13 protein-coding genes and 1 riboswitch are annotated in these 17147 nt (G+C 73.0%); of the genes, 3 read left to right on the top strand and 10 right to left on the bottom strand.

The window, feature by feature from the left end; all coding sequences use genetic code 11:
* Window position 1 precedes the first annotated feature (1 nt).
* Genes ACGF0D_RS04680 through ACGF0D_RS04670 form a run of 3 tightly spaced genes read right to left on the bottom strand, consistent with a single transcriptional unit; the run spans window position 2 to window position 4721 of the window.
* Window positions 2-2188, bottom strand: a complete 2187-nt coding sequence (locus ACGF0D_RS04680; RefSeq protein WP_392913977.1) for a putative cobaltochelatase — start codon at window positions 2186-2188, stop codon at window positions 2-4.
* Window positions 2185-3699 carry a cobyric acid synthase gene (locus ACGF0D_RS04675; protein WP_392913976.1) on the bottom strand — a complete coding sequence of 505 codons (1515 nt, stop codon included), beginning with the start codon at window positions 3697-3699 and terminating at the stop codon, window positions 2185-2187. The genes ACGF0D_RS04680 and ACGF0D_RS04675 overlap by 4 nt, the downstream gene beginning before the upstream one ends.
* A complete protein-coding gene (locus ACGF0D_RS04670) occupies window positions 3696-4721 on the bottom strand; it encodes a cobalamin biosynthesis protein (RefSeq protein ID WP_392878345.1) in 1026 nt (341 codons plus the stop codon). Before ACGF0D_RS04670 ends, ACGF0D_RS04675 begins: the two co-directional genes overlap by 4 nt.
* A gap of 134 nt (window positions 4722-4855) precedes the next feature.
* Window positions 4856-4989: riboswitch (cobalamin riboswitch) on the bottom strand.
* Between the two features lie 360 nt (window positions 4990-5349).
* Here ACGF0D_RS04670 and ACGF0D_RS04665 point away from each other — a divergent pair.
* The 3 genes from ACGF0D_RS04665 (at window position 5350) to ACGF0D_RS04655 (ending at window position 8652) form a co-directional block, all read left to right on the top strand.
* A complete protein-coding gene (locus ACGF0D_RS04665; RefSeq protein WP_392913975.1) occupies window positions 5350-6456 on the top strand; it encodes an alpha/beta hydrolase in 1107 nt (368 codons plus the stop codon).
* 727 nt (window positions 6457-7183) lie between these two features.
* Window positions 7184-8509: a hypothetical protein gene (locus tag ACGF0D_RS04660; protein ID WP_392878342.1), complete on the top strand. Its 1326-nt coding sequence runs from the start codon at window positions 7184-7186 to the stop codon at window positions 8507-8509.
* A gap of 17 nt (window positions 8510-8526) precedes the next feature.
* Window positions 8527-8652, top strand: a complete 126-nt coding sequence (locus ACGF0D_RS04655) for a hypothetical protein (RefSeq protein ID WP_392913974.1) — start codon at window positions 8527-8529, stop codon at window positions 8650-8652.
* A gap of 69 nt (window positions 8653-8721) precedes the next feature.
* Here ACGF0D_RS04655 and ACGF0D_RS04650 read toward each other — a convergent pair whose 3' ends face one another.
* From ACGF0D_RS04650 to ccrA, 7 genes are all read right to left on the bottom strand, one after another.
* Complete coding sequence (locus tag ACGF0D_RS04650; protein ID WP_392913973.1) at window positions 8722-9600, bottom strand: CDP-alcohol phosphatidyltransferase family protein; 879 nt, start codon at window positions 9598-9600, stop codon at window positions 8722-8724.
* Window positions 9587-10279, bottom strand: a complete 693-nt coding sequence (locus ACGF0D_RS04645) for a phosphatidylserine decarboxylase (RefSeq protein WP_224280704.1) — start codon at window positions 10277-10279, stop codon at window positions 9587-9589. Before ACGF0D_RS04645 ends, ACGF0D_RS04650 begins: the two co-directional genes overlap by 14 nt.
* 488 nt (window positions 10280-10767) lie before the next feature.
* Entirely contained in the window at window positions 10768-11970 is a 1203-nt protein-coding gene (locus tag ACGF0D_RS04640) for an acyl-CoA dehydrogenase family protein (RefSeq protein ID WP_392913972.1), read from the bottom strand.
* Between the two features lie 224 nt (window positions 11971-12194).
* Window positions 12195-12698: a MaoC family dehydratase gene (locus ACGF0D_RS04635; protein ID WP_392878334.1), complete on the bottom strand. Its 504-nt coding sequence runs from the start codon at window positions 12696-12698 to the stop codon at window positions 12195-12197.
* Window positions 12699-12709: 11 nt separating this feature from the next.
* Window positions 12710-13672 carry an HpcH/HpaI aldolase/citrate lyase family protein gene (locus tag ACGF0D_RS04630; RefSeq protein ID WP_392878332.1) on the bottom strand — a complete coding sequence of 321 codons (963 nt, stop codon included), beginning with the start codon at window positions 13670-13672 and terminating at the stop codon, window positions 12710-12712.
* 42 nt (window positions 13673-13714) lie between these two features.
* On the bottom strand, window positions 13715-15745 hold the full coding sequence (locus ACGF0D_RS04625; RefSeq protein ID WP_392878330.1) for a protein meaA: 2031 nt from the start codon (window positions 15743-15745) through the stop codon (window positions 13715-13717).
* Entirely contained in the window at window positions 15745-17082 is a 1338-nt protein-coding gene (gene ccrA / locus ACGF0D_RS04620) for a crotonyl-CoA carboxylase/reductase (RefSeq protein ID WP_392878328.1), read from the bottom strand. The genes ACGF0D_RS04625 and ccrA overlap by 1 nt, the downstream gene beginning before the upstream one ends.
* Window positions 17083-17147: the final 65 nt, after the last annotated feature.

Raw genomic sequence — 17147 nt, 5'->3', positions numbered from 1 at the left:
CTCAGGCCGCCTTTCGCATCGTGGTGGTCGCGCGGTTCGCGGAGCGGTTCGCGGAGTGGTTCGTGGAACGGTTCTCGGACCGGCTCGTGGGCCGGCTCGTGGAGCGGTTCTCGCGGACGAGCGAGGCGACGCCCTCGGGGCGCAGTTCGTCCAGGCTGACGGTGGTGCCGCCGAGCAGCCCGGCCAGGGTACGGGCCAGGCCCAGGCGGACCGGGCCGGACTCGCAGTCCAGCACCACGCTCGCCGTGCCCTGCGCCGCGAACAGCGCGGCCGCGCGCTGGGACTGCGCCAGCGCGTCCCGCCCGCCGGTGGCCCGGCCGTCGGTCACCACGACCAGCAGCGGGCGCCGGTCCGGATCGCGCAGCCGCTCCACCCGCAGCACCTCGTGCGCCCGCAGCAGGCCGGCGGCCAGCGGGGTCCGTCCGCCGGTGGGCAGCGACTCCAGCCGGGCCGCGCCGACCTCCACCGAGGAGGTGGGCGGCAGCGCCAACTCGGCGCCCGCACCCCGGAAGGTGATCATGCCGATCTTGTCGCGGCGCTGGTAGGCGTCCATCAGCAGCGACAGCACCGCGCCCTTGACGGCGGTCATCCGCTGCCGGGCGGCCATCGAGCCGGAGGCGTCCACCACGAACAGCACCAGGTTGGACTCCCGCCCCTGGCGCACCTGTTCGCGGAAGTCGTCCTTGCGCAGCAGCAGCGCCCGCCCGCTGCGCCCGCGCGCCGCCTGGTGCGGCGCGGCGGCCTGGAGGGTCGCGGTCAGGTGCAGCCGGGCGAGCGCGCCCTGCGGGCGGCGGGCGCGGATGGTGTGCCCGCCGGTGGTCTCGGCGGGGGAGCGGCGGCCCTGGGCGCCGTGCCCGGTGCCCTTGACGGTGAAGAGCCTGGTCCGGTACGGGTCCCCGGCTGCGACCGGCGCCGACTCCCGTGCGGGGGTCGGGTGTTGGGCCGGTACGGGCGGCTGCGCGGGCGCGTCGGCGCCCTCGGTGGCGGGCGTCTCGGGAGCGGACGCTTCGGGCGCGGACGCCTCGGGGTCGCCGTCGGACGGCTCGGGTGCGCCGCCGCCGTCAGGGCCGCCGCCGTCGGGTCCGCCGTCGGGGCCGCCGTCCTCCGGCCCCCCGTCCGGCCCGCCGTCGCCGTCCGGGCCGGGCCCGTCGCCCTCGGGCTCCGGGTCGTCCTGCCGGGAGTGCTCCTCCAGGGTGCGGTCCAGCTGTTCCTCGTCCAGCCCCGGCGCGTCGAAGGGGTTGCGGCGGCGCCGGTGCGGCAGCGCCAGCCGGGCGGCCCGTCGGACGTCCTCCTCCAGCACCTCGGTGCGCCCGTCCCAGGCGGCCAGCGCGACGGCGGTGCGGGCCATCACGATGTCCGCGCGCAGTCCGTCCACCTCGAACGCGGCGCACACGGCGGTGATCTGACGCAGCGCCACATCGGTGAGCTCGACCGCGGGCAACAACTCCCGGGCCGTGGTGATGCGTTCGGCGAGCGCCCGCTCCTCCGCGGCGAACCGCGCGGCGAAGCCTGCCGGGTCCGCGTCGTAGGCGAGCCGGCGGCGGACCACCTCGGCGCGCTCGACCGGGTCCCGGGTGGCGGCGATCTCGACGGTCAGGCCGAACCGGTCGAGCAGCTGCGGCCGCAGCTCGCCCTCCTCCGGGTTCATGGTGCCGACCAGCAGGAACCGGGCCGCGTGCCGCACCGACACGCCCTCGCGCTCGACGTACGAGCGCCCCATCGCGGCGGCGTCCAGCAGCAGGTCCACCACGTGGTCCTGGAGCAGGTTCACCTCGTCGATGTACAGCACGCCGCGGTGCGCCCTGGCGAGCAGCCCGGGCTCGTACGCCTTGACGCCCTCGGCCAGCGCCCGCTCCAGGTCCAGCGAGCCGACGATCCGGTCCTCGGTCACGCCGACCGGCAACTCGACCAGTTGGGAAGGCCGTTCGGACGCGGACGGGGCGGCGTGCGGCCCGTCCGGGCACTGCGGGTCGGGTGCGGCCGGGTCACAGGCGAAGCGGCAGTCGTCCACGGTGGCGATGGACGGCAACAGGCCGGCCAGCGCGCGCACCATGGTCGACTTCGCGGTGCCCTTCTCGCCGCGCACCAGCACGCCGCCCACGGCCGGGGAGACCGCGTTCAGCAGCAGCCCGAGCCGCAGGTCGGCCATGCCGACGATCGCGGTGAACGGATAGCGGACGTCGGTCATGCGTCACTCCCAGGGGCCCCGGGCGGGAGGAACGGCAGCGATCCGGCCGCCGGCACCCCGCCCTCGATCAGCTTCCACAGCGCGTCGGTGTCCGCGTGCTCCTCGATCAGGTCGCCCAGCCGGTCCAGCCGGGCCTCGCGCGCCGCGGCGAAGGAGGTGTCCGGCGCCGGGACGAACGCCCGCCCGGACAACTCGGCGACCTCGCGCAGGAGTTCGCGACGGAATCCGTCGTTCTCCAGCGCGCCGTGCCAGGTCGTGCCCCAGACCGCGCCCACCCGGCAGCCGTCCAGGAAGGCGTCCCCGCCCTCGACCGTCACGACTCCGTGGTGGATCTCGTAGCCCTCGACCCGCTGCCCGTACGCCTCGCCGACCGGGCGGGCCAGCACCTTCTCGGCGCCGAACCGCACGTGCGTCGGCAGCAGCCCGAGGCCCTCGACGGCGCCCGCCTTCGACTCGACCTCGTCCACGATCGAGTGCGCCAGCATCTGGTAGCCGCCGCAGACCCCGAGGACCGGCAGGCCGGCCGCCGCCCGCGCCCGCAGGGCCGGCTCCAGGGCGCGCTCGCGCAACCAGGCGAGGTCCGCGACGGTGGCCCGGGTGCCGGGCAGCACCACCAGGTCGGCGTCGGCCAGCTCCTCCGGCCTGGTCGCCCAGCGCACCAGCACACCCGGCTCCTGCGCGAGCGCGTCCACGTCGGTGAAGTTGGACAGCCGGGGGAAGCGCACCACGGCCACCCGCAGCACGTCCGCGCCGAGCGGCCCGGGCCCGTCCGCCCGGTCCACCACCGTGGACAGGTCCAGCGAGTCCTCGGCGTCCAGCCAGAGCCCGGGCAGCATCGGCAGCGTGCCCAGCACCGGACGGCCGGTCAGCTCGCGCAGCATGTCCAGCCCGGGTGCCAGCAGGCGCGCGTCGCCGCGGAACTTGTTGACGAACCAGCCCGCCACGTGCCGCTGGTCCTCCGCCGACAGCAGCGCCAGCGTCCCGTACATCGCCGCGAAGACCCCGCCCCGGTCGATGTCCCCGACCACCACCACCGGCAGGGCGGCGGCCGTGGCCAGGCCCATGTTGGCGATGTCGCGGTCGCGCAGGTTGATCTCGGCGGGCGAGCCCGCGCCCTCGCAGACCACCACGTCGTAGCGGCGGCGCAGGTCGGCCAGGCACTCCAGGGAGCGCTCCAGCAGGACGGGCTTGCGCTCGCGGTAGTCCAGCGCGCCCACCTCGGCCACCGGCCTGCCGAGCAGCACCACCTGGCTGCGGCCGTCCGCGCCCGGCTTGAGCAGCACCGGGTTCATCGCCGCCTCCGGCTCCACCCTGGCGGCCTGCGCCTGCATCGCCTGGGCGCGGCCGATCTCGGCGCCGTCGGAGGTGACGAAGGAGTTCAGCGACATGTTCTGCGCCTTGAACGGCGCGACCCGCACGCCCTGGCGGGCGAGCCAACGGCAGATCCCGGCCGTCACCACGCTCTTGCCCGCGTCCGAGGTCGTCCCCGCGACCAGCAGTGCGTTGCTCATCCCCGTCCCCTCATCCTCGGCAGCAGTCGCTTCGCCGGCACCCGTTCCGCGGGCACCCGTTCCGTCAGCAGCCGTTTCGCCAGCACCCGCAGCAGGACGTGCCCCGCGACCGTCGTACCCAGCGCCAGCGCGCCCACCCGCCGGGAGAGCGCGCAGGCCCGCTCGATGTCGTCCACCGTCACCGGCCGCAGCTCCGCACCCAGTACCGGCCGGTTCTCCACGCGCTCGCCGTACCGCAGCGTCCCGCCCAACCGGACGCCCACCGCGCCGGCGAACGCCGACTCGGCCTGGCCCGCGTTCGGGCTCGGGTGCGCGGAGCCGTCGCGCCGCCAGACCCGCCAGGCCGTCCGCGGCTCGGGCGCGGCGGCCACCGTCAGCAGCGCCGTCAGCCGGGCGCCCGGCCAGCCCGCCAGGTCGTCCAGCCGGGCCGAGGCCCAGCCGAACCGGGCGTAGCGCGGCGAGCGGTGGCCCACCATGGCGTCCAGGGTGTTCACGGCGCGGAAGGCGAGCAGGCCGGGCGTGCCGGCCAGAGCGCCCCAGGTCAGCGCGTTGACCACGGCGTCGGCGGTGTTCTCCGCCACCGACTCGACCACCGCCCGGGCGATCTGCTGCCCGTCCAGCGCGCTCGGATCCCGCCCGCACAGGTGCGGCAGCCGTTCCCGCGCGGCCGTGAGGTCGCCCGCCGCCAGCGAGCGGCCGATGGTGCGCGCCTCCCGGGTCAGCGAGGTGCCGCCGAGCACCGTCCAGGTCGCGGCCGCCGCCAGCGCCGCCCGGCCCAGCGGGCGCCGGCCCACCGTACGGTCCAGGGCGAGCGCGCCCGCCGCGACCGCGCCCACGCACAGCGCCGTGTACCCGGCCCCGGCGGCTCGGCCGTCGCGCCACAGCCGCCGCTCCAGCCGGGTCGCGGCGCTGCCGAAGACGGCCACCGGGTGGCCCCGGCGGGGGTCGGCGAAACGGGCGTCGGCGGCGTAGCCCGCGACGGCGCCGAGCGCGAACGCGGCGGCGCGGGTCAGCGGGCGCACGGAAGGGGAAGGCGCGGGCGGGGTCATCGGTCGCACGGCGGAGGGCAGCTCGGGGTCGGGCAGGGCGGGGCAGCCTGCATCGCGTGCGTGTCCTCACTCAGGGTCCGCGCCCTGGATCGACGTGACGGCGGCGAGAGTCTCCTGGCTTCCGGGTCGAACGCACCCTCGGAGCCTTCCAGCGGCCGTCGACGGCCCGCCGTGGCGATGTTCCGAGCGTGCTCCCCGGTGACAGTGGCGGGACCGCGCCGGACTTCCACCGGCTTCCTCTCCATGCCTCCGTTTGGCCCCAGGATCCCATCACGGGCCCGAACCGGGAGTCAACCGAGGTCACGGAGGGGTTGGTCACACGCGGACGCCGCTGACGCCCCGTGGGACCGGCCGGCGCTGCGGGCCGAGGACGGGGCCTGCCGCTGCCCTCGTCCTCGGCCTTCGCCTTCCCGGGGCCCGCCGTCCTCACCACCCGTCCCCGGCGCCACCTCGGCAGCGCCAGGGTCGCCGGCTCCTCGGCAGGGCCGGGCCGCCGCCCGGGTGACCCGGACGGCCCAGTCCGGTGGCCGGGCGGGCGGGGCGCCGGTGAACTGGTGCCCGAACACCGTCCGGGCCGTGAGGCAGGAGAGCGGGGAGCGAAATGCGTTGGGGAACCGCAGCCGTCGTGGCGGCCGCCGCGGTCGGGGCCGCCGTGCTGGTGATCGGCCGTCGGGCCTCCGAGCGGATGGTCCGTCCGGTGACCACCGTTCAGGAGTCCGCTCCGGTCGTGGTCCGCGGCCTCGCCCCCGGCCGGATCACCTTCACCCGCGGCCCCGGGAGCCTGCGCCCCGGCCGCTGGGCGGTCGAGTGGGCGGACGGCGGGCACGCGGTCGTCGAGGAGATCCTGCACAGTGACGAGCAGGAGGTCACCCGCCGGCTGGTCCGCGCCGACCGGGGCACCCTCACCCCCGGCACCGAGGTCCGCTTCACCCCGCGGGTCCACCTCGGCGACCCCACCGAGGCGCTCGGCCTCGCCTTCGCCGACATAGCCGTCGACGGTGAGCTCGGCGCCCTTCCCGCCTGGCAACTCGACGGCAAACGCGGCACCTGGGTGATCCTGGTGCACGGTCCCGAGGCCGACCGTCGGCAGACCCTCCCGGTGCTCCCCGTCCTCGACCGGCTCGGCCTGCCCGCCCTCGCCGTCACCTACCGCGGCGACCGGGGCGCCCCCGCCTCCCCGGACGGGCTCAGCCACTTCGGCGAGACCGAGTGGCGCGACGTCGAGGCGGCGATACGGCTGGCGCTGGACAGCGGCGCCGGCACGGTGATCCTCTACGGCTGGTCCCTCGGCGCGACCATGGTCCTCCACACGGCGGCCCGCTCCGCCTGGTCGCACGCCGTCCGGGGCCTGGTCCTCGACTCACCCGTGCTCGACCTCCCGGCCTCCGCCCGCCGGGACGCCGCCCGCTCCGGCTTCCCGGGCGTCGCGGCGGAGCTCGGCGCCCTCGCCGCCGAGGGCCGGACCGGCGTCGACCTCGCCGACTTCGGCCGCATCGCCGAGGGCGCCGACCTGCGGGTGCCCACCCTCCTCCTGCACAGCCCCGAGGACCGGATAGCCCCCTTCGGCGCCGCCGAGAAGCTGGCCGCCGCCCGCCGCGACGTGGTCAGCCTCCAGGCCTTCCCCGGCGCCGACCACGCGACCCTCTGGAACAGCGCCCCCGAGCGCTACACCGAACTGCTCCGCCGGTGGCTCACTCCGTTGCTCTAGCCGCCTTCCGCGCGAGCCTTTCCGTGCGAGCCTTTCCGCGCGAGTCCTGCCGTACGAGCCGTTCCGCGTGAGCCCCCCTCTCCGCGCGGGCGCGTTCGGCCGGGTCCCGTCGGTTTTTCCGCTCAGCTTCCCCCCGTCCACGAATGAACGTTCCTGCCATTACGTCGAGCGCGCACGAGAAGTCGGCCTGTCCGACTTCTCGTGCAGCACGATCCCCCCGCCCCCGCCCGCCATCCGTCCGGATTCGGGCTGGACAGCCCGGCCGGAAGCCGGGGGAGGGGATTGCCCGTGCGAAATCCGGCGCGTCGCCAGGGGCAATAGTTGGCCCGGACCCTTACCCCCCACCCGTACGCACGGTGACCGGTCGAGTATTCCCGGCAACCGGGGCGCCCGGGATGGCATGGGCAGGCCATACGTTTCCGGCCAGGCGGTTTGCCGCTGTTGCCCGATCTTGCGGAGGTGCCACCGCCGCTCGCCCGGTCGTACGGACAACCGGATGTGACAGAAGGCCGGTACAAGGGGAAGACTGCTCGACGTGACGTCTCGGAACCCGCGCGACCGTGATGCCCCGCTCCCGCCGACGATCGGTACCGGTGCGACGGTGACCCGTCTCCCCGGAACGGCCCAACGGCCCGCCGGTGGCAGGCCGGGCGGGGCGGGTGTCCCCCGTAACGGAGTACCCCGGCGACGGGGGCCGGCTCCGGCTCCCGGGCGAGGTCGGGTTCCCGTGCCGGAGGGCTTCCCGGCACCCGCCGAGCTGGCGCCGCTGGCCCGCCGGATGCTGGTGGACGCCGTCCGGGTCGCCCGCTGGGCCGGCGAGCTGGCCGAGGTCGACAAGCGTGGCGAGCTGCTCCCGGAGGACGCCCGTGCGGCGGGCCGGGCGCTGGCCATGACGGTCGGCGCCGCCGCCAAGGCATGGGGGCAGGCGCTGCTGGTGGGTCTGGTCGAGGCCCGGGACGGCGGAGCCGGCCCCGGCTGGCGCCTGCACGCCTGGGAGCACGACGACGAGGCCGTGGTGCGTGGCTGGTCGGCGCTGTTCGACGCCTGGACCCTGCTCGCCCCGGTGCCGCCCGCCGCGCTGCGCGGCGTGTTCGCCGTACTCGCCGGGCAGGCCGTGGACCAGGCTCCGCAGCTGCTCTCCTTCCTGCACCTGGTGGACGGCCCGGTCGCCGAGAGCGAGCTGCTGGAGCTGCTGCGCCGCGGGCTGGACGAGCGCCGGGTCGGCGCGGGGCTCGGCGGGCCGGGCCTGTCGCCGGTGCCGCACGCGGCCTCGGCCGTCTCCGCCGTCCGCGGCACCTGCCGCGCGCCGCAGATCGACACCCCGGCCGCGCCCTCGGACGTGGCCGCCGTCCTGGACTGGATGCTGGACGGCCTGGCGGCGGTCGGCGCCCTGGTACGCAGGAACGATGCCGCGGAGCTGTCGCCGCTCGGCCACTGGGCGGTGCGGGCCAAGCTGGAGGAGATCTGCACGGTCGCCCAGACTGCGGCCGGGCACATCGAGCAGAGCGCCTTCGAGCTGCTGAACGCCTGCGCCGACTACTCGCCGGGCCCGGCCCGCGCCGAGTTCCGCGCCTGGGTCGCGGCCCGTCCGGCGGACCGCGCGGTGGGCGAGCTGCTGGAGGCCGCCCGGGGCGACGACGCGCTGGTGCGTGGCCTGGCCTTCGAGGCGCTGCGGGTGGCCGGAGGGCCGGCCGAGCAGGCGGTGCGCGCGGCCGTGGACGCGCCGGTGCTGCGCCCCTACGCGCTGCTGTGGCTGGCGGAGCGCGCGGACGAGGGCGTCTCCCCGGCGGACGTGCTGGGCGCGGAGGACGCGGCCTGGCTCTGGGTGGACACCGCGGCCGCGGTGCTCGACCACGGGGAGACCGAGTTGCTGGTGGGCCACGTCGAGGGCGCCTCGGCGGGCGACCCGGTGCGGCTGTTCGCCCGGGCCCGGCAGTCCGGGCACCCGCGGGCGGCCTCGGTGCTGACAGCGGTCTCGGGCGTGCACCCGGACCCGGGCGTGGCCCGGGCGGCCCGTCGTTCGGCGTTCAGCGTGCACACCGGTGGCGCCTGATTTTTATGACATTTGAGATGGAGTTCGTCGTCCACGGCGACGGCGGCTCCGTCGTCAGCACCGACCGCGCCTCCGTCGTTCACGTCGTCGTCAGCACCGACCGCGTCTTGGGTGGCCGCACCCGAGGCGGTCGAGTGTCGTGAAAAGTCATAAGAGTCAGGGCCCGGAACCAACAGGTTCCGGGCCCTGACTCTTATGACTTTTGCGGGGAATCAGCCGATCCGAGACTCAGCCCGCCGAGCGCGGACGTCGCCGACCTTCTGTCCCACCTTGCGGCGGATGACCAGCAGCGGCGCCATCGCGGCGAGCGTGATCTGGGCGAACGCGCCGACGTGCATCAGGTTGTCGCCACCGGGCAGGCCGGTGGCCCAGGCGGCCAGGCAGCCGATGGAGACCACGATCCAGCAGAGCGTGGCGGTGGCCAGCAGCCCCTGCGGCTTCGGGTACTCGATCCGGCTGACCATCAGGTACGCGGCGCCGAAGATGGCGAGCAGACCGGGCAGGAACGGCGGGTCGAGCAGCACGATGGCGATCACCGTCATCGCGCCCATCGGGCAGGGCATGCCCTGGAACACCCCTGGCCGCATCTTGACGGCCGAGAAGCGGGCCAGCCGCAGGACCACCGCGAGCAGCACCGTGATCGCGATGAGCGCCGACAGCTTGGTGTTGGACCCCTGGGAGACCATGCCCCAGACCGCGACGAAGTAGGCCGGCGCGATGCCGAAGCTGATCAGGTCCGCCAGGTTGTCCAGTTCCGCTCCGAGGGCGGAGGAGCGCAGCTTGCGCGCCACCAGGCCGTCGAAGAGGTCGCACATCGAGCCGATCAGCAGCAGCGTCACCGCGGTGGCGGCGCTGTGCCGGTCCGGAGCGGCGTCCGGGTTGGTGATGTGCGGGACCAGGACCCCGGTGGTGATCGAGTAGATCGCCAGGAAGCCGCAGACGGCGTTCCCCAGGGTCAGGAAGTCGGCGGTGGACAGGTGCTGAGGAGAGCGCGGGGCGCGCAGCTCGCGGTCGCGCGCCCAGCGGCGGCGGCGCAGGGCCGTCTCCTCGTCGTCCAGGCCGACGATTGTTTCAGGATCAGTCACGGTCAAGGCGCGTCACCCCGGCTGTGGTCTTCTGGCCGACCTCGACGCCGACCTCGACGCCGGCCGGCAGGTAGGTGTCGACCCGGGACCCGAACCGGATCAGACCGATCCGGTCGCCCTGCTCGACCTTGGTTCCGGCGTCCACGTACGGCACGATGCGGCGGGCCACGGCCCCCGCGATCTGGACCATCTCAATGTCGCCGAGCTCGGTGTCGAAGTGCCAGACGACCCGCTCGTTCTGGTCGCTGTCCTTGTTGAACGCGGGGACGAAGCCGCCCGCGACGTGCTCGACCGACGTCACCGTGCCCGGCAGGGGCGCGCGGTTGACGTGGACGTTCAGCGGGCTCATGAAGATCGCGACCCGGGTGCGACCGTCCGGCCAGGCGTCGATGCTCTGCACCACGCCGTCGGCGGGGGAGATCACTCTGCCCGTGCCGATCTCACGCTCGGGGTCGCGGAAGAACCACAGCATGCCCGCGCTGAGCGCGCAGGCGGGTACCGCCGCCAGGGCCCACTTGCCGCTGCGCCGGGTGAGGGCGGTGGTCACGGCGGCCGTGGCGAGGGTGGGGACGAACCAGGGGGTGGCTCCGCGCGCGATGGTCACGCGGGGTCGCCGACCGGCCGTCGGGGCTGCGAGGGCATCGCGGTCCGTGACGGAGGTGTGAGGGGACGGGCTGATGGGCATCGAAGACCTTTGTCGCGGGGGATCATGGCCGCTGGACGGGGGCCACCGCGGGATCGGTAATAGAGGGACGGCTTGCTGTCCCGGTGGATGCTATCGGGAGCACACGGTGGGTGGGCAACCCGCCTGCTCGTTCATGTGTCCGGTGGCGGCGCGTGTGCGCGTCCACTCCTACGACCGTAGCCCGACCCGGTCCGGTTCCCAAGGGACCTGACGGGGCTGGTGACTCTTGTCTCAACGGGTACGCCGACGGAACCCGCCGGGCGAAACGGCCGTAGCGGCCGGAAGCGGGTGTGCGGAAGCGGCCGCAGGGCGTGTCGTTGCAGCTGTACGCCCTGCGGCCGCTTCGGGAGGGCCGTGCCGGACCCAGGCGGACCAGGCCGGGCCCGTGACGGGGCACGGCGCTCCGCCGGGACGGGCCCGCACGCCCGTCGACCGGCGGTTCGAGGGGCCGCCCGGGCGACGTGGTCCGTCGACCGGCGGCCCGGGGATCAGTCGGCGATCCGGTACTCCTCGAGGAGCCGGCGTCCGACGATCATCTTCTGGATCTCCGCAGTACCTTCACCGATGAGCAGCATCGGGGCCTCGCGGTAGAGGCGCTCGATCTCGTACTCCTTGGAGAAGCCGTAGCCGCCGTGGATGCGGAAGGCGTCCTCGACGACCTCCTTGCAGTACTCGGAGGCGAGGTACTTGGCCATGCCGGCCTCGAGGTCGTTGCGCTCGCCGCTGTCCTTCTTTCGGGCGGCCATGACCATCATCTGGTGGGCGGCCTCGACCTTGGTGGCCATCTCGGCGAGCTTGAACTGGATCGCCTGGTGCTCGGCGATCTTCTTGCCGAAGGTGGAGCGCTGCTGGGCGTAGGAGATGCCGAGCTCGAAGGCGCGGCGGGCGACGCCGCAGCCGCGGGCGGCGACGTTGACGCGGCCGACCTCGACGCCGTCCATCATCTGGTAGAAGCCGCGGCCCGGGACGCCGCCGAGGATGCGGTCGGCCGGGATGCGGACGTCCTGGAGGACCAGCTCGGTGGTGTCGACGCCCTTGTAGCCCATCTTCTCGATCTTGCCGGGCACGGTCAGGCCGGGAACCTTGGGGTTCGGCCCGAAACCGGCCTCCTTCTCGATCAGGAAGGTGGTCATGTTCTTGTACGGGGTGTTGCCGCCCTCGTCGGTCTTGCAGAGGACCGCGACGAGGGTGGAGGTGCCGCCGTTGGTGAGCCACATCTTCTGGCCGTTGAGGACGTAGAAGTCCCCGTCCTTGACGCCCTTGGTGGAGATGGCCGAAACGTCGGAGCCGAGGCCCGGCTCGGACATCGAGAAGGCGCCGCGGATCTCGCCGGCCGCCATCTTCGGCAGGAAGTAGTCCTTCTGCTCCTGGGTGCCGTGGGCGTTGATCATGTGCGCCACGATGAAGTGGGTGTTCACGATGCCGGAGACGGACATCCAGCCGCGGGCGATCTCCTCGACCACCAGGGCGTAGGTGAGCAGCGACTCGCCGAGGCCGCCGTACTCCTCGGGGATGGTGAGGCCGAACAGGCCGAGCTGCTTCATCCCCTCGACGATGGCGGTCGGGTACTCGTCCTTGTGCTCCAGCTCGGTCGCGACCGGAATGATCTCCTTGTCGACGAAATCCCGCACGGTGGCGAGGATGTCCCGCTGGATCTCGGTGAGGCCGTCGGTCTGTGCGAGGCGTCCCATCGTGCGGCTCCGAAAGGTCTGAGGGTCTGCGGAAAGTCGGGGCATCCCCCCGGGGGGGGGGATTGCGGGGGCCCTGCCGGCGTGGCTGCGGCAGCAGGGCCCCCGTACCGGGTGGGGCGCGGCCGATGACGGCGGCCTGCCCGTCCGGGGTCTCTCGAGGGGGCCCGCCCCGGAAGGAGGGCTCCCTATAAAGGGGAGAGGTGGACCTGGGAAGGGGGAGCGGCTCAGGCGAGCGGGGTCGGACGGCCGGGCTGCTCGCCGCCGCGCTCCTTGGTGTACGTCTCGGTCGGCACCATCACCTTGCGGCGGAAGATGCAGACGACCGTGCCGTCCTGCTTGTACCCCTTGGTCTCGACGTACACGATGCCGCGGTCGTCCTTGGACTTGGACGGCCACTTGTCGAGCACGGTGGTCTCGCCGTAGATGGTGTCGCCGTGGAAGGTCGGCGCGACGTGGCGCAGCGACTCGATCTCCAGGTTGGCGATCGCCTTGCCGGAGACGTCCGGGACGGACATGCCGAGCAGCAGCGAGTAGATGTAGTTGCCCACCACGACGTTCTTGCCGAAGTCCGTCGTCTTCTCCGCATAGTTGGTGTCCATGTGGAGCGGGTGGTGGTTCATGGTGAGCAGGCAGAAGAGGTGGTCGTCGTACTCGGTGACCGTCTTGCCGGGCCAGTGCTTGTAGACCGCGCCGACCTCGAACTCCTCGTAGGTGCGTCCGAACTGCATGGCGTGGGCCCTCAGCTTTCCGGGATCTCGAACTTGGTGGTGCGCTGCATGCCCGCGGCCCGGCCCTTGCCGGCGATGACGAGCGCCATCTTGCGGCTGGCCTCGTCGATCATCTCGTCGCCGAGCATCGCGGAGCCCTTGGCGCCGCCCGCCTCGGAGGTGCAGTAGTCGTACGCGTCGAGGATCAGCTCGGCGTGGTCGTAGTCCTCCTGGGCGGGCGAGTAGATCTCGTTCGCGGCGGAGACCTGGTCCGGGTGGAGCACCCACTTGCCGTCGAAGCCGAGGGCGGCCGAGCGGCGGGCGACCTCGCGGTAGCCCTCCTGGTTGCGGATCTGGAGGTACGGGCCGTCGATCGCCTGGAGGTCGTTGGCGCGGGCGGCCATCAGGATGCGCATCAGGATGTAGTGGTAGGCGTCGGCACCGTAGCCGGGCGGCTGCTCGCCGACGACCAGCGACTTCATGTTGATGGAGGCCATGAAGTCGGCGGGGCCGAAGATGATGGTCTCCAGCCGGGGCGAGGCCTCGGCGATGGCGTCGACGTTGATCAGGCCCTTGGCGTTCTCGATCTGCGCCTCGATACCGATGCGGCCGACCTCGAAGCCCATGGTCTTCTCGATCTGGGTGAGCAGCAGGTCGAGTGCCTTGACCTGCTCGGCGTCCTGCACCTTGGGCAGCATGATGCAGTCGAGGTTGGTACCGGCGCCCTCGACGACGGTGATCACGTCGCGGTAGGTCCAATGCGTGGTCCAGTCGTTCACCCGCACGACGCGGGTCTTGCCGCCCCAGTCGCCGTTGTTGAGTGCGTCGACGATGTTGTGGCGCGCGCTCTCCTTGACCAGCGGGGCGCAGGCGTCCTCCAGGTCGAGGAAGACCTGGTCGGCCGGCAGGCCCTGGGCCTTCTCCAGGAAGCGCGGGTTGCTGCCGGGCACCGCGAGGCAGGAGCGGCGCGGGCGCAGACGGTTGACTGCAGTCATAAGAATCGAGGGTTCCTTCCCAGTGGTCAGCTGGTCAGCTGGTCAGTTCGTGGCCGCGGTCGGTGCGGGCGTCCACGGCTGGAGCTTGTTGGCCAGCCGGATCTCGTCCACGATCCGGCCGATGATGGTCGTGATGCCGAAGTCCTTCGGGGTGAACACGGCGGCGACGCCGGCGGCCTTGAGGGCCTCGCCGTCCGCTGCCGGGATGATGCCACCCACGATCACCGGGACATCCTCCACCCCGGCGCGGCGCAGCCGCGTCAGCACGTCGGGCACCAGCTCGCTGTGCGCGCCGGAGAGGATGGACAGGCCCACGCAGTGCACGTCCTCCGCGACGGCGGCGGAGACGATCTGCTCCGGGGTCAGCCGGATGCCCTGGTAGACCACCTCGAACCCGGCGTCGCGGGCCCGGACGGCGATCTGCTCGGCGCCGTTGGAGTGCCCGTCCAGGCCGGGCTTGCCGACCAGCAGGCGCAGCTTGCCGGCGCCCAGTTCCTCGGCGGTCGCGGCGACCGCGGCGCGGACCTGCTCCAGCTCGCCGCCCGGCTCGGCGGCCACCGCGACGGGGGCGCCGCCGACGCCGGTGGGCGCGCGGTACTCGCCGAACACCTCGCGCAGGGCGAAGGCCCACTCGCCGGTGGTGACGCCGGCCCGGGCGCAGGCGAGCGTGGCCGGCATCAGGTTGGCCTCGGTGGCGGCGACGGTCTTGAGCTCGGCCAGCGACTCCTGGACGGCGGCCTCGTCGCGCTCGGCGCGCCAGGCCTCCAGGGCGGCGAGCACGGACTGCTCGGAGGCCGGGTCGACCACCATGATCGCGCTGTCGAGGTCGGCGGTGAGCGGGCTCGGCTCGGTGGTGTCGAAGCAGTTCACCCCGACGATCTTGTCCTCGCCGGACTCGATCCGGGCCCGGCGGGCGGCGTGCGAGGCGACCAGGTTGGACTTCAGGTAGCCGGACTCGACGGCGGGGATCACCCCGCCCATCTCCAGCACCTTGGCGATCTCGGCCTCGGCGCCGGCCAGCAGCTCCTCGGTCTTGGCCTCGACCACCTCGGAGCCGTTGAAGATGTCGCCGTACTCCAGGAGGTCCGACTCGTACGCCAGCACCTGCTGGATGCGCAGCGACCACTGTTGGTCCCAGGGCCTGGGCAGGCCGAGCGCCTCGTTCCAGGCGGGCAGCTGGACGGCCCGGGCGCGGGCGTCCTTGGAGAGGGTGACGGCCAGCATCTCCAGGACGATCCGCTGGACGTTGTTCTCCGGTTGGGCCTCGGTCAGGCCGAGCGAGTTGACCTGGACGCCGTAGCGGAAGCGGCGCTGCTTGGGGTCGGTGACGCCGTAGCGCTCCAGGGTGACCTTCTCCCACAGCCGGGCGAAGGCGCGCATCTTGCACATCTCCTCGACGAAGCGCACCCCGGCGTTCACGAAGAAGGAGATCCGGGCGACCACCTCGCCCATCCGCTCGGCCGGCACCTGGCCGGAGTCGCGCACCGCGTCGAGCACCGAGATGGCGGTGCACATCGCGTAGGCGATCTCCTGGACGGGCGTGGCGCCGGCCTCCTGCAGGTGGTAGCTGCAGATGTTGATCGGGTTCCACTTGGGAATGTTGCCGACCGTGTAGGCGATCATGTCGGTGATCAGCCGCACCGACGGGCCGGGCGGGAAGACGTGCGTCCCACGCGACAGGTACTCCTTGACGATGTCGTTCTGGGTGGTGCCGGTGAGCGTGGCGGTGTCCGCGCCCTGCTCCTCGGCGACCACCTGGTAGAGCGCCAGCAGCCACATGGCGGTGGCGTTGATCGTCATGGACGTGTTGGTCCGTTCGAGCGGGATGCCGTCGAACAGGGTGCGCATGTCGCCGACGTGGCCCACCGGGACGCCGACCCGGCCGACCTCGCCGCGGGCGAGGACGTGGTCGGAGTCGTAGCCGGTCTGGGTCGGCAGGTCGAAGGCGACGGACAGGCCGGTCTGGCCCTTCGCCAGGTTCCGCCGGTAGAGGGCGTTGGAGTCGCTCGCGGTGGAGTGGCCGGCGTAGGTGCGCATCAGCCAGGGGCGGTCGCGCTTCTGAGGTTCGGTCATCAGACGTTCCTGAAGCGGTTGATGGCGGGCAGGTGCTTCTCCCGCAGCTCGTGGTCGGTCACGCCCAGGCCCTCCTCGGGGGACAGGCAGAGCACGCCGACCTTGCCCTGGTGCTTGTTGTGGTGCACGTCCAGGGCGGCCTGGCCGGTCTCCTCCAGGGAGTAGACCTTGGAGAGGGTCGGGTGGATCCTGCCCTTGGCGATCAGGCGATTGGCCTCGAAGGCCTCGCGGTAGTTGGCGAAGTGCGAGCCGACGATCCGCTTGAGCGACATCCACAGGTACCGGTTGTCGTACTGGTGCATGTAGCCGGAGGTGGAGGCGCAGGTGACGATGGTGCCACCCTTGCGGGTGACGTACACCGAGGCGCCGAAGGTCTCCCGGCCCGGGTGCTCGAAGACGATGTCCACGTCCTCGCCGCCGGTGAACTCGCGGATCTTCGCGCCCAGGCGCTTCCACTCGCGCGGGTCCTGGGTGTTCTCGTCCTTCCAGAACCGGTAGCCCTCGGCGGAGCGGTCGATGATCGCCTCGGCGCCCATGGCGCGGCAGATCTCGGCCTTCTGGTCGCTGGAGACCACGCAGATCGGGGTGGCGCCGCCGGCCAGCGCGTACTGGGTGGCGTACGAGCCGAGGCCGCCGCTGGCGCCCCAGATCAGCACGTTGTCGCCCTGCTTCATGCCGGCGCCGTTGCGCGAGACCAGCTGGCGGTAGGCGGTGGAGTTGACCAGGCCCGGGGAGGCGGCCTCCTCCCAGGTGAGGTGCTTGGGCTTGGGCAGCAGCTGGTTGGTCTTCACCAGGGCCAGCTGGGCCAGGCCGCCGAAGTTGGTCTCGAAGCCCCAGATGCGCTGTTCCGGGTCCATCATCGTGTCGTTGTGGCCGTCCGCGGACTCCAGCTCGACCGAGAGGCAGTGCGCGACGACCTCGTCGCCCGGCTTCCAGGCGTTGACCCCGGCACCGGTGCGCAGCACCACGCCGGCGAGGTCGGAGCCGACGACGTGGTACGGCAGGTCGTGGCGCTTCGTCAGCGGCGACAGCCGGCCGTAGCGCTCCAGGAAACCGAAGGTGGAGACCGGTTCGAAGATCGAGCTCCAGACGGTGTTGTAGTTCACCGCGCTGGCCATGACGGCGACCAGGGCCTCGCCGGGGCCCAGCTCGGGCAGGGCCACCTCGTCGAGGTGAAGGGACTTGCGGGGGTCCTTGTCGCGGCTGTCGAGGCCGGCGAACATCTGCTCCTCGTCCTTGTGGAGCGTCACCGCTCGGTAGGACTCGGGGAGCTTGATCGCCGCGAAGTCCGCCGACGTGCTGTCGGTGCTGAGGATCGCGTCGAGGATTTCCTGCATGGCTGCCTCCGAAGGCGTACCTGTGTGAGGGGCACAGGGCGTCTGGGGGAGCCGGGAGCGGACAC

It is taken from the genome of Kitasatospora sp. NPDC048298, assembly GCF_043201465.1.
Lineage (GTDB): Bacteria > Actinomycetota > Actinomycetes > Streptomycetales > Streptomycetaceae > Kitasatospora.
Note: the sequence above shows the minus strand (reverse complement) of the source record. Positions and strands in the feature narration are given on the sequence as shown.

What these genes read in the sequence shown, in the direction of transcription:
- ACGF0D_RS04680 (WP_392913977.1), bottom strand. Translation starts at nt 2,188, where the DNA reads ATGACCGACGTCCGCTATCCGTTCACCGCGATCGTCGGCATGGCCGAC.
- ACGF0D_RS04675 (WP_392913976.1), bottom strand. Translation starts at nt 3,699, where the DNA reads ATGAGCAACGCACTGCTGGTCGCGGGGACGACCTCGGACGCGGGCAAG.
- ACGF0D_RS04665 (WP_392913975.1), top strand. Translation starts at nt 5,350, where the DNA reads ATGCGTTGGGGAACCGCAGCCGTCGTGGCGGCCGCCGCGGTCGGGGCC.
- ACGF0D_RS04655 (WP_392913974.1), top strand. Translation starts at nt 8,527, where the DNA reads ATGGAGTTCGTCGTCCACGGCGACGGCGGCTCCGTCGTCAGCACCGAC.
- ACGF0D_RS04645 (WP_224280704.1), bottom strand. Translation starts at nt 10,279, where the DNA reads ATGCCCATCAGCCCGTCCCCTCACACCTCCGTCACGGACCGCGATGCC.
- ACGF0D_RS04640 (WP_392913972.1), bottom strand. Translation starts at nt 11,970, where the DNA reads ATGGGACGCCTCGCACAGACCGACGGCCTCACCGAGATCCAGCGGGAC.
- ACGF0D_RS04635 (WP_392878334.1), bottom strand. Translation starts at nt 12,698, where the DNA reads ATGCAGTTCGGACGCACCTACGAGGAGTTCGAGGTCGGCGCGGTCTAC.
- ACGF0D_RS04630 (WP_392878332.1), bottom strand. Translation starts at nt 13,672, where the DNA reads ATGACTGCAGTCAACCGTCTGCGCCCGCGCCGCTCCTGCCTCGCGGTG.
- ACGF0D_RS04625 (WP_392878330.1), bottom strand. Translation starts at nt 15,745, where the DNA reads ATGACCGAACCTCAGAAGCGCGACCGCCCCTGGCTGATGCGCACCTAC.
- ccrA (WP_392878328.1), bottom strand. Translation starts at nt 17,082, where the DNA reads ATGCAGGAAATCCTCGACGCGATCCTCAGCACCGACAGCACGTCGGCG.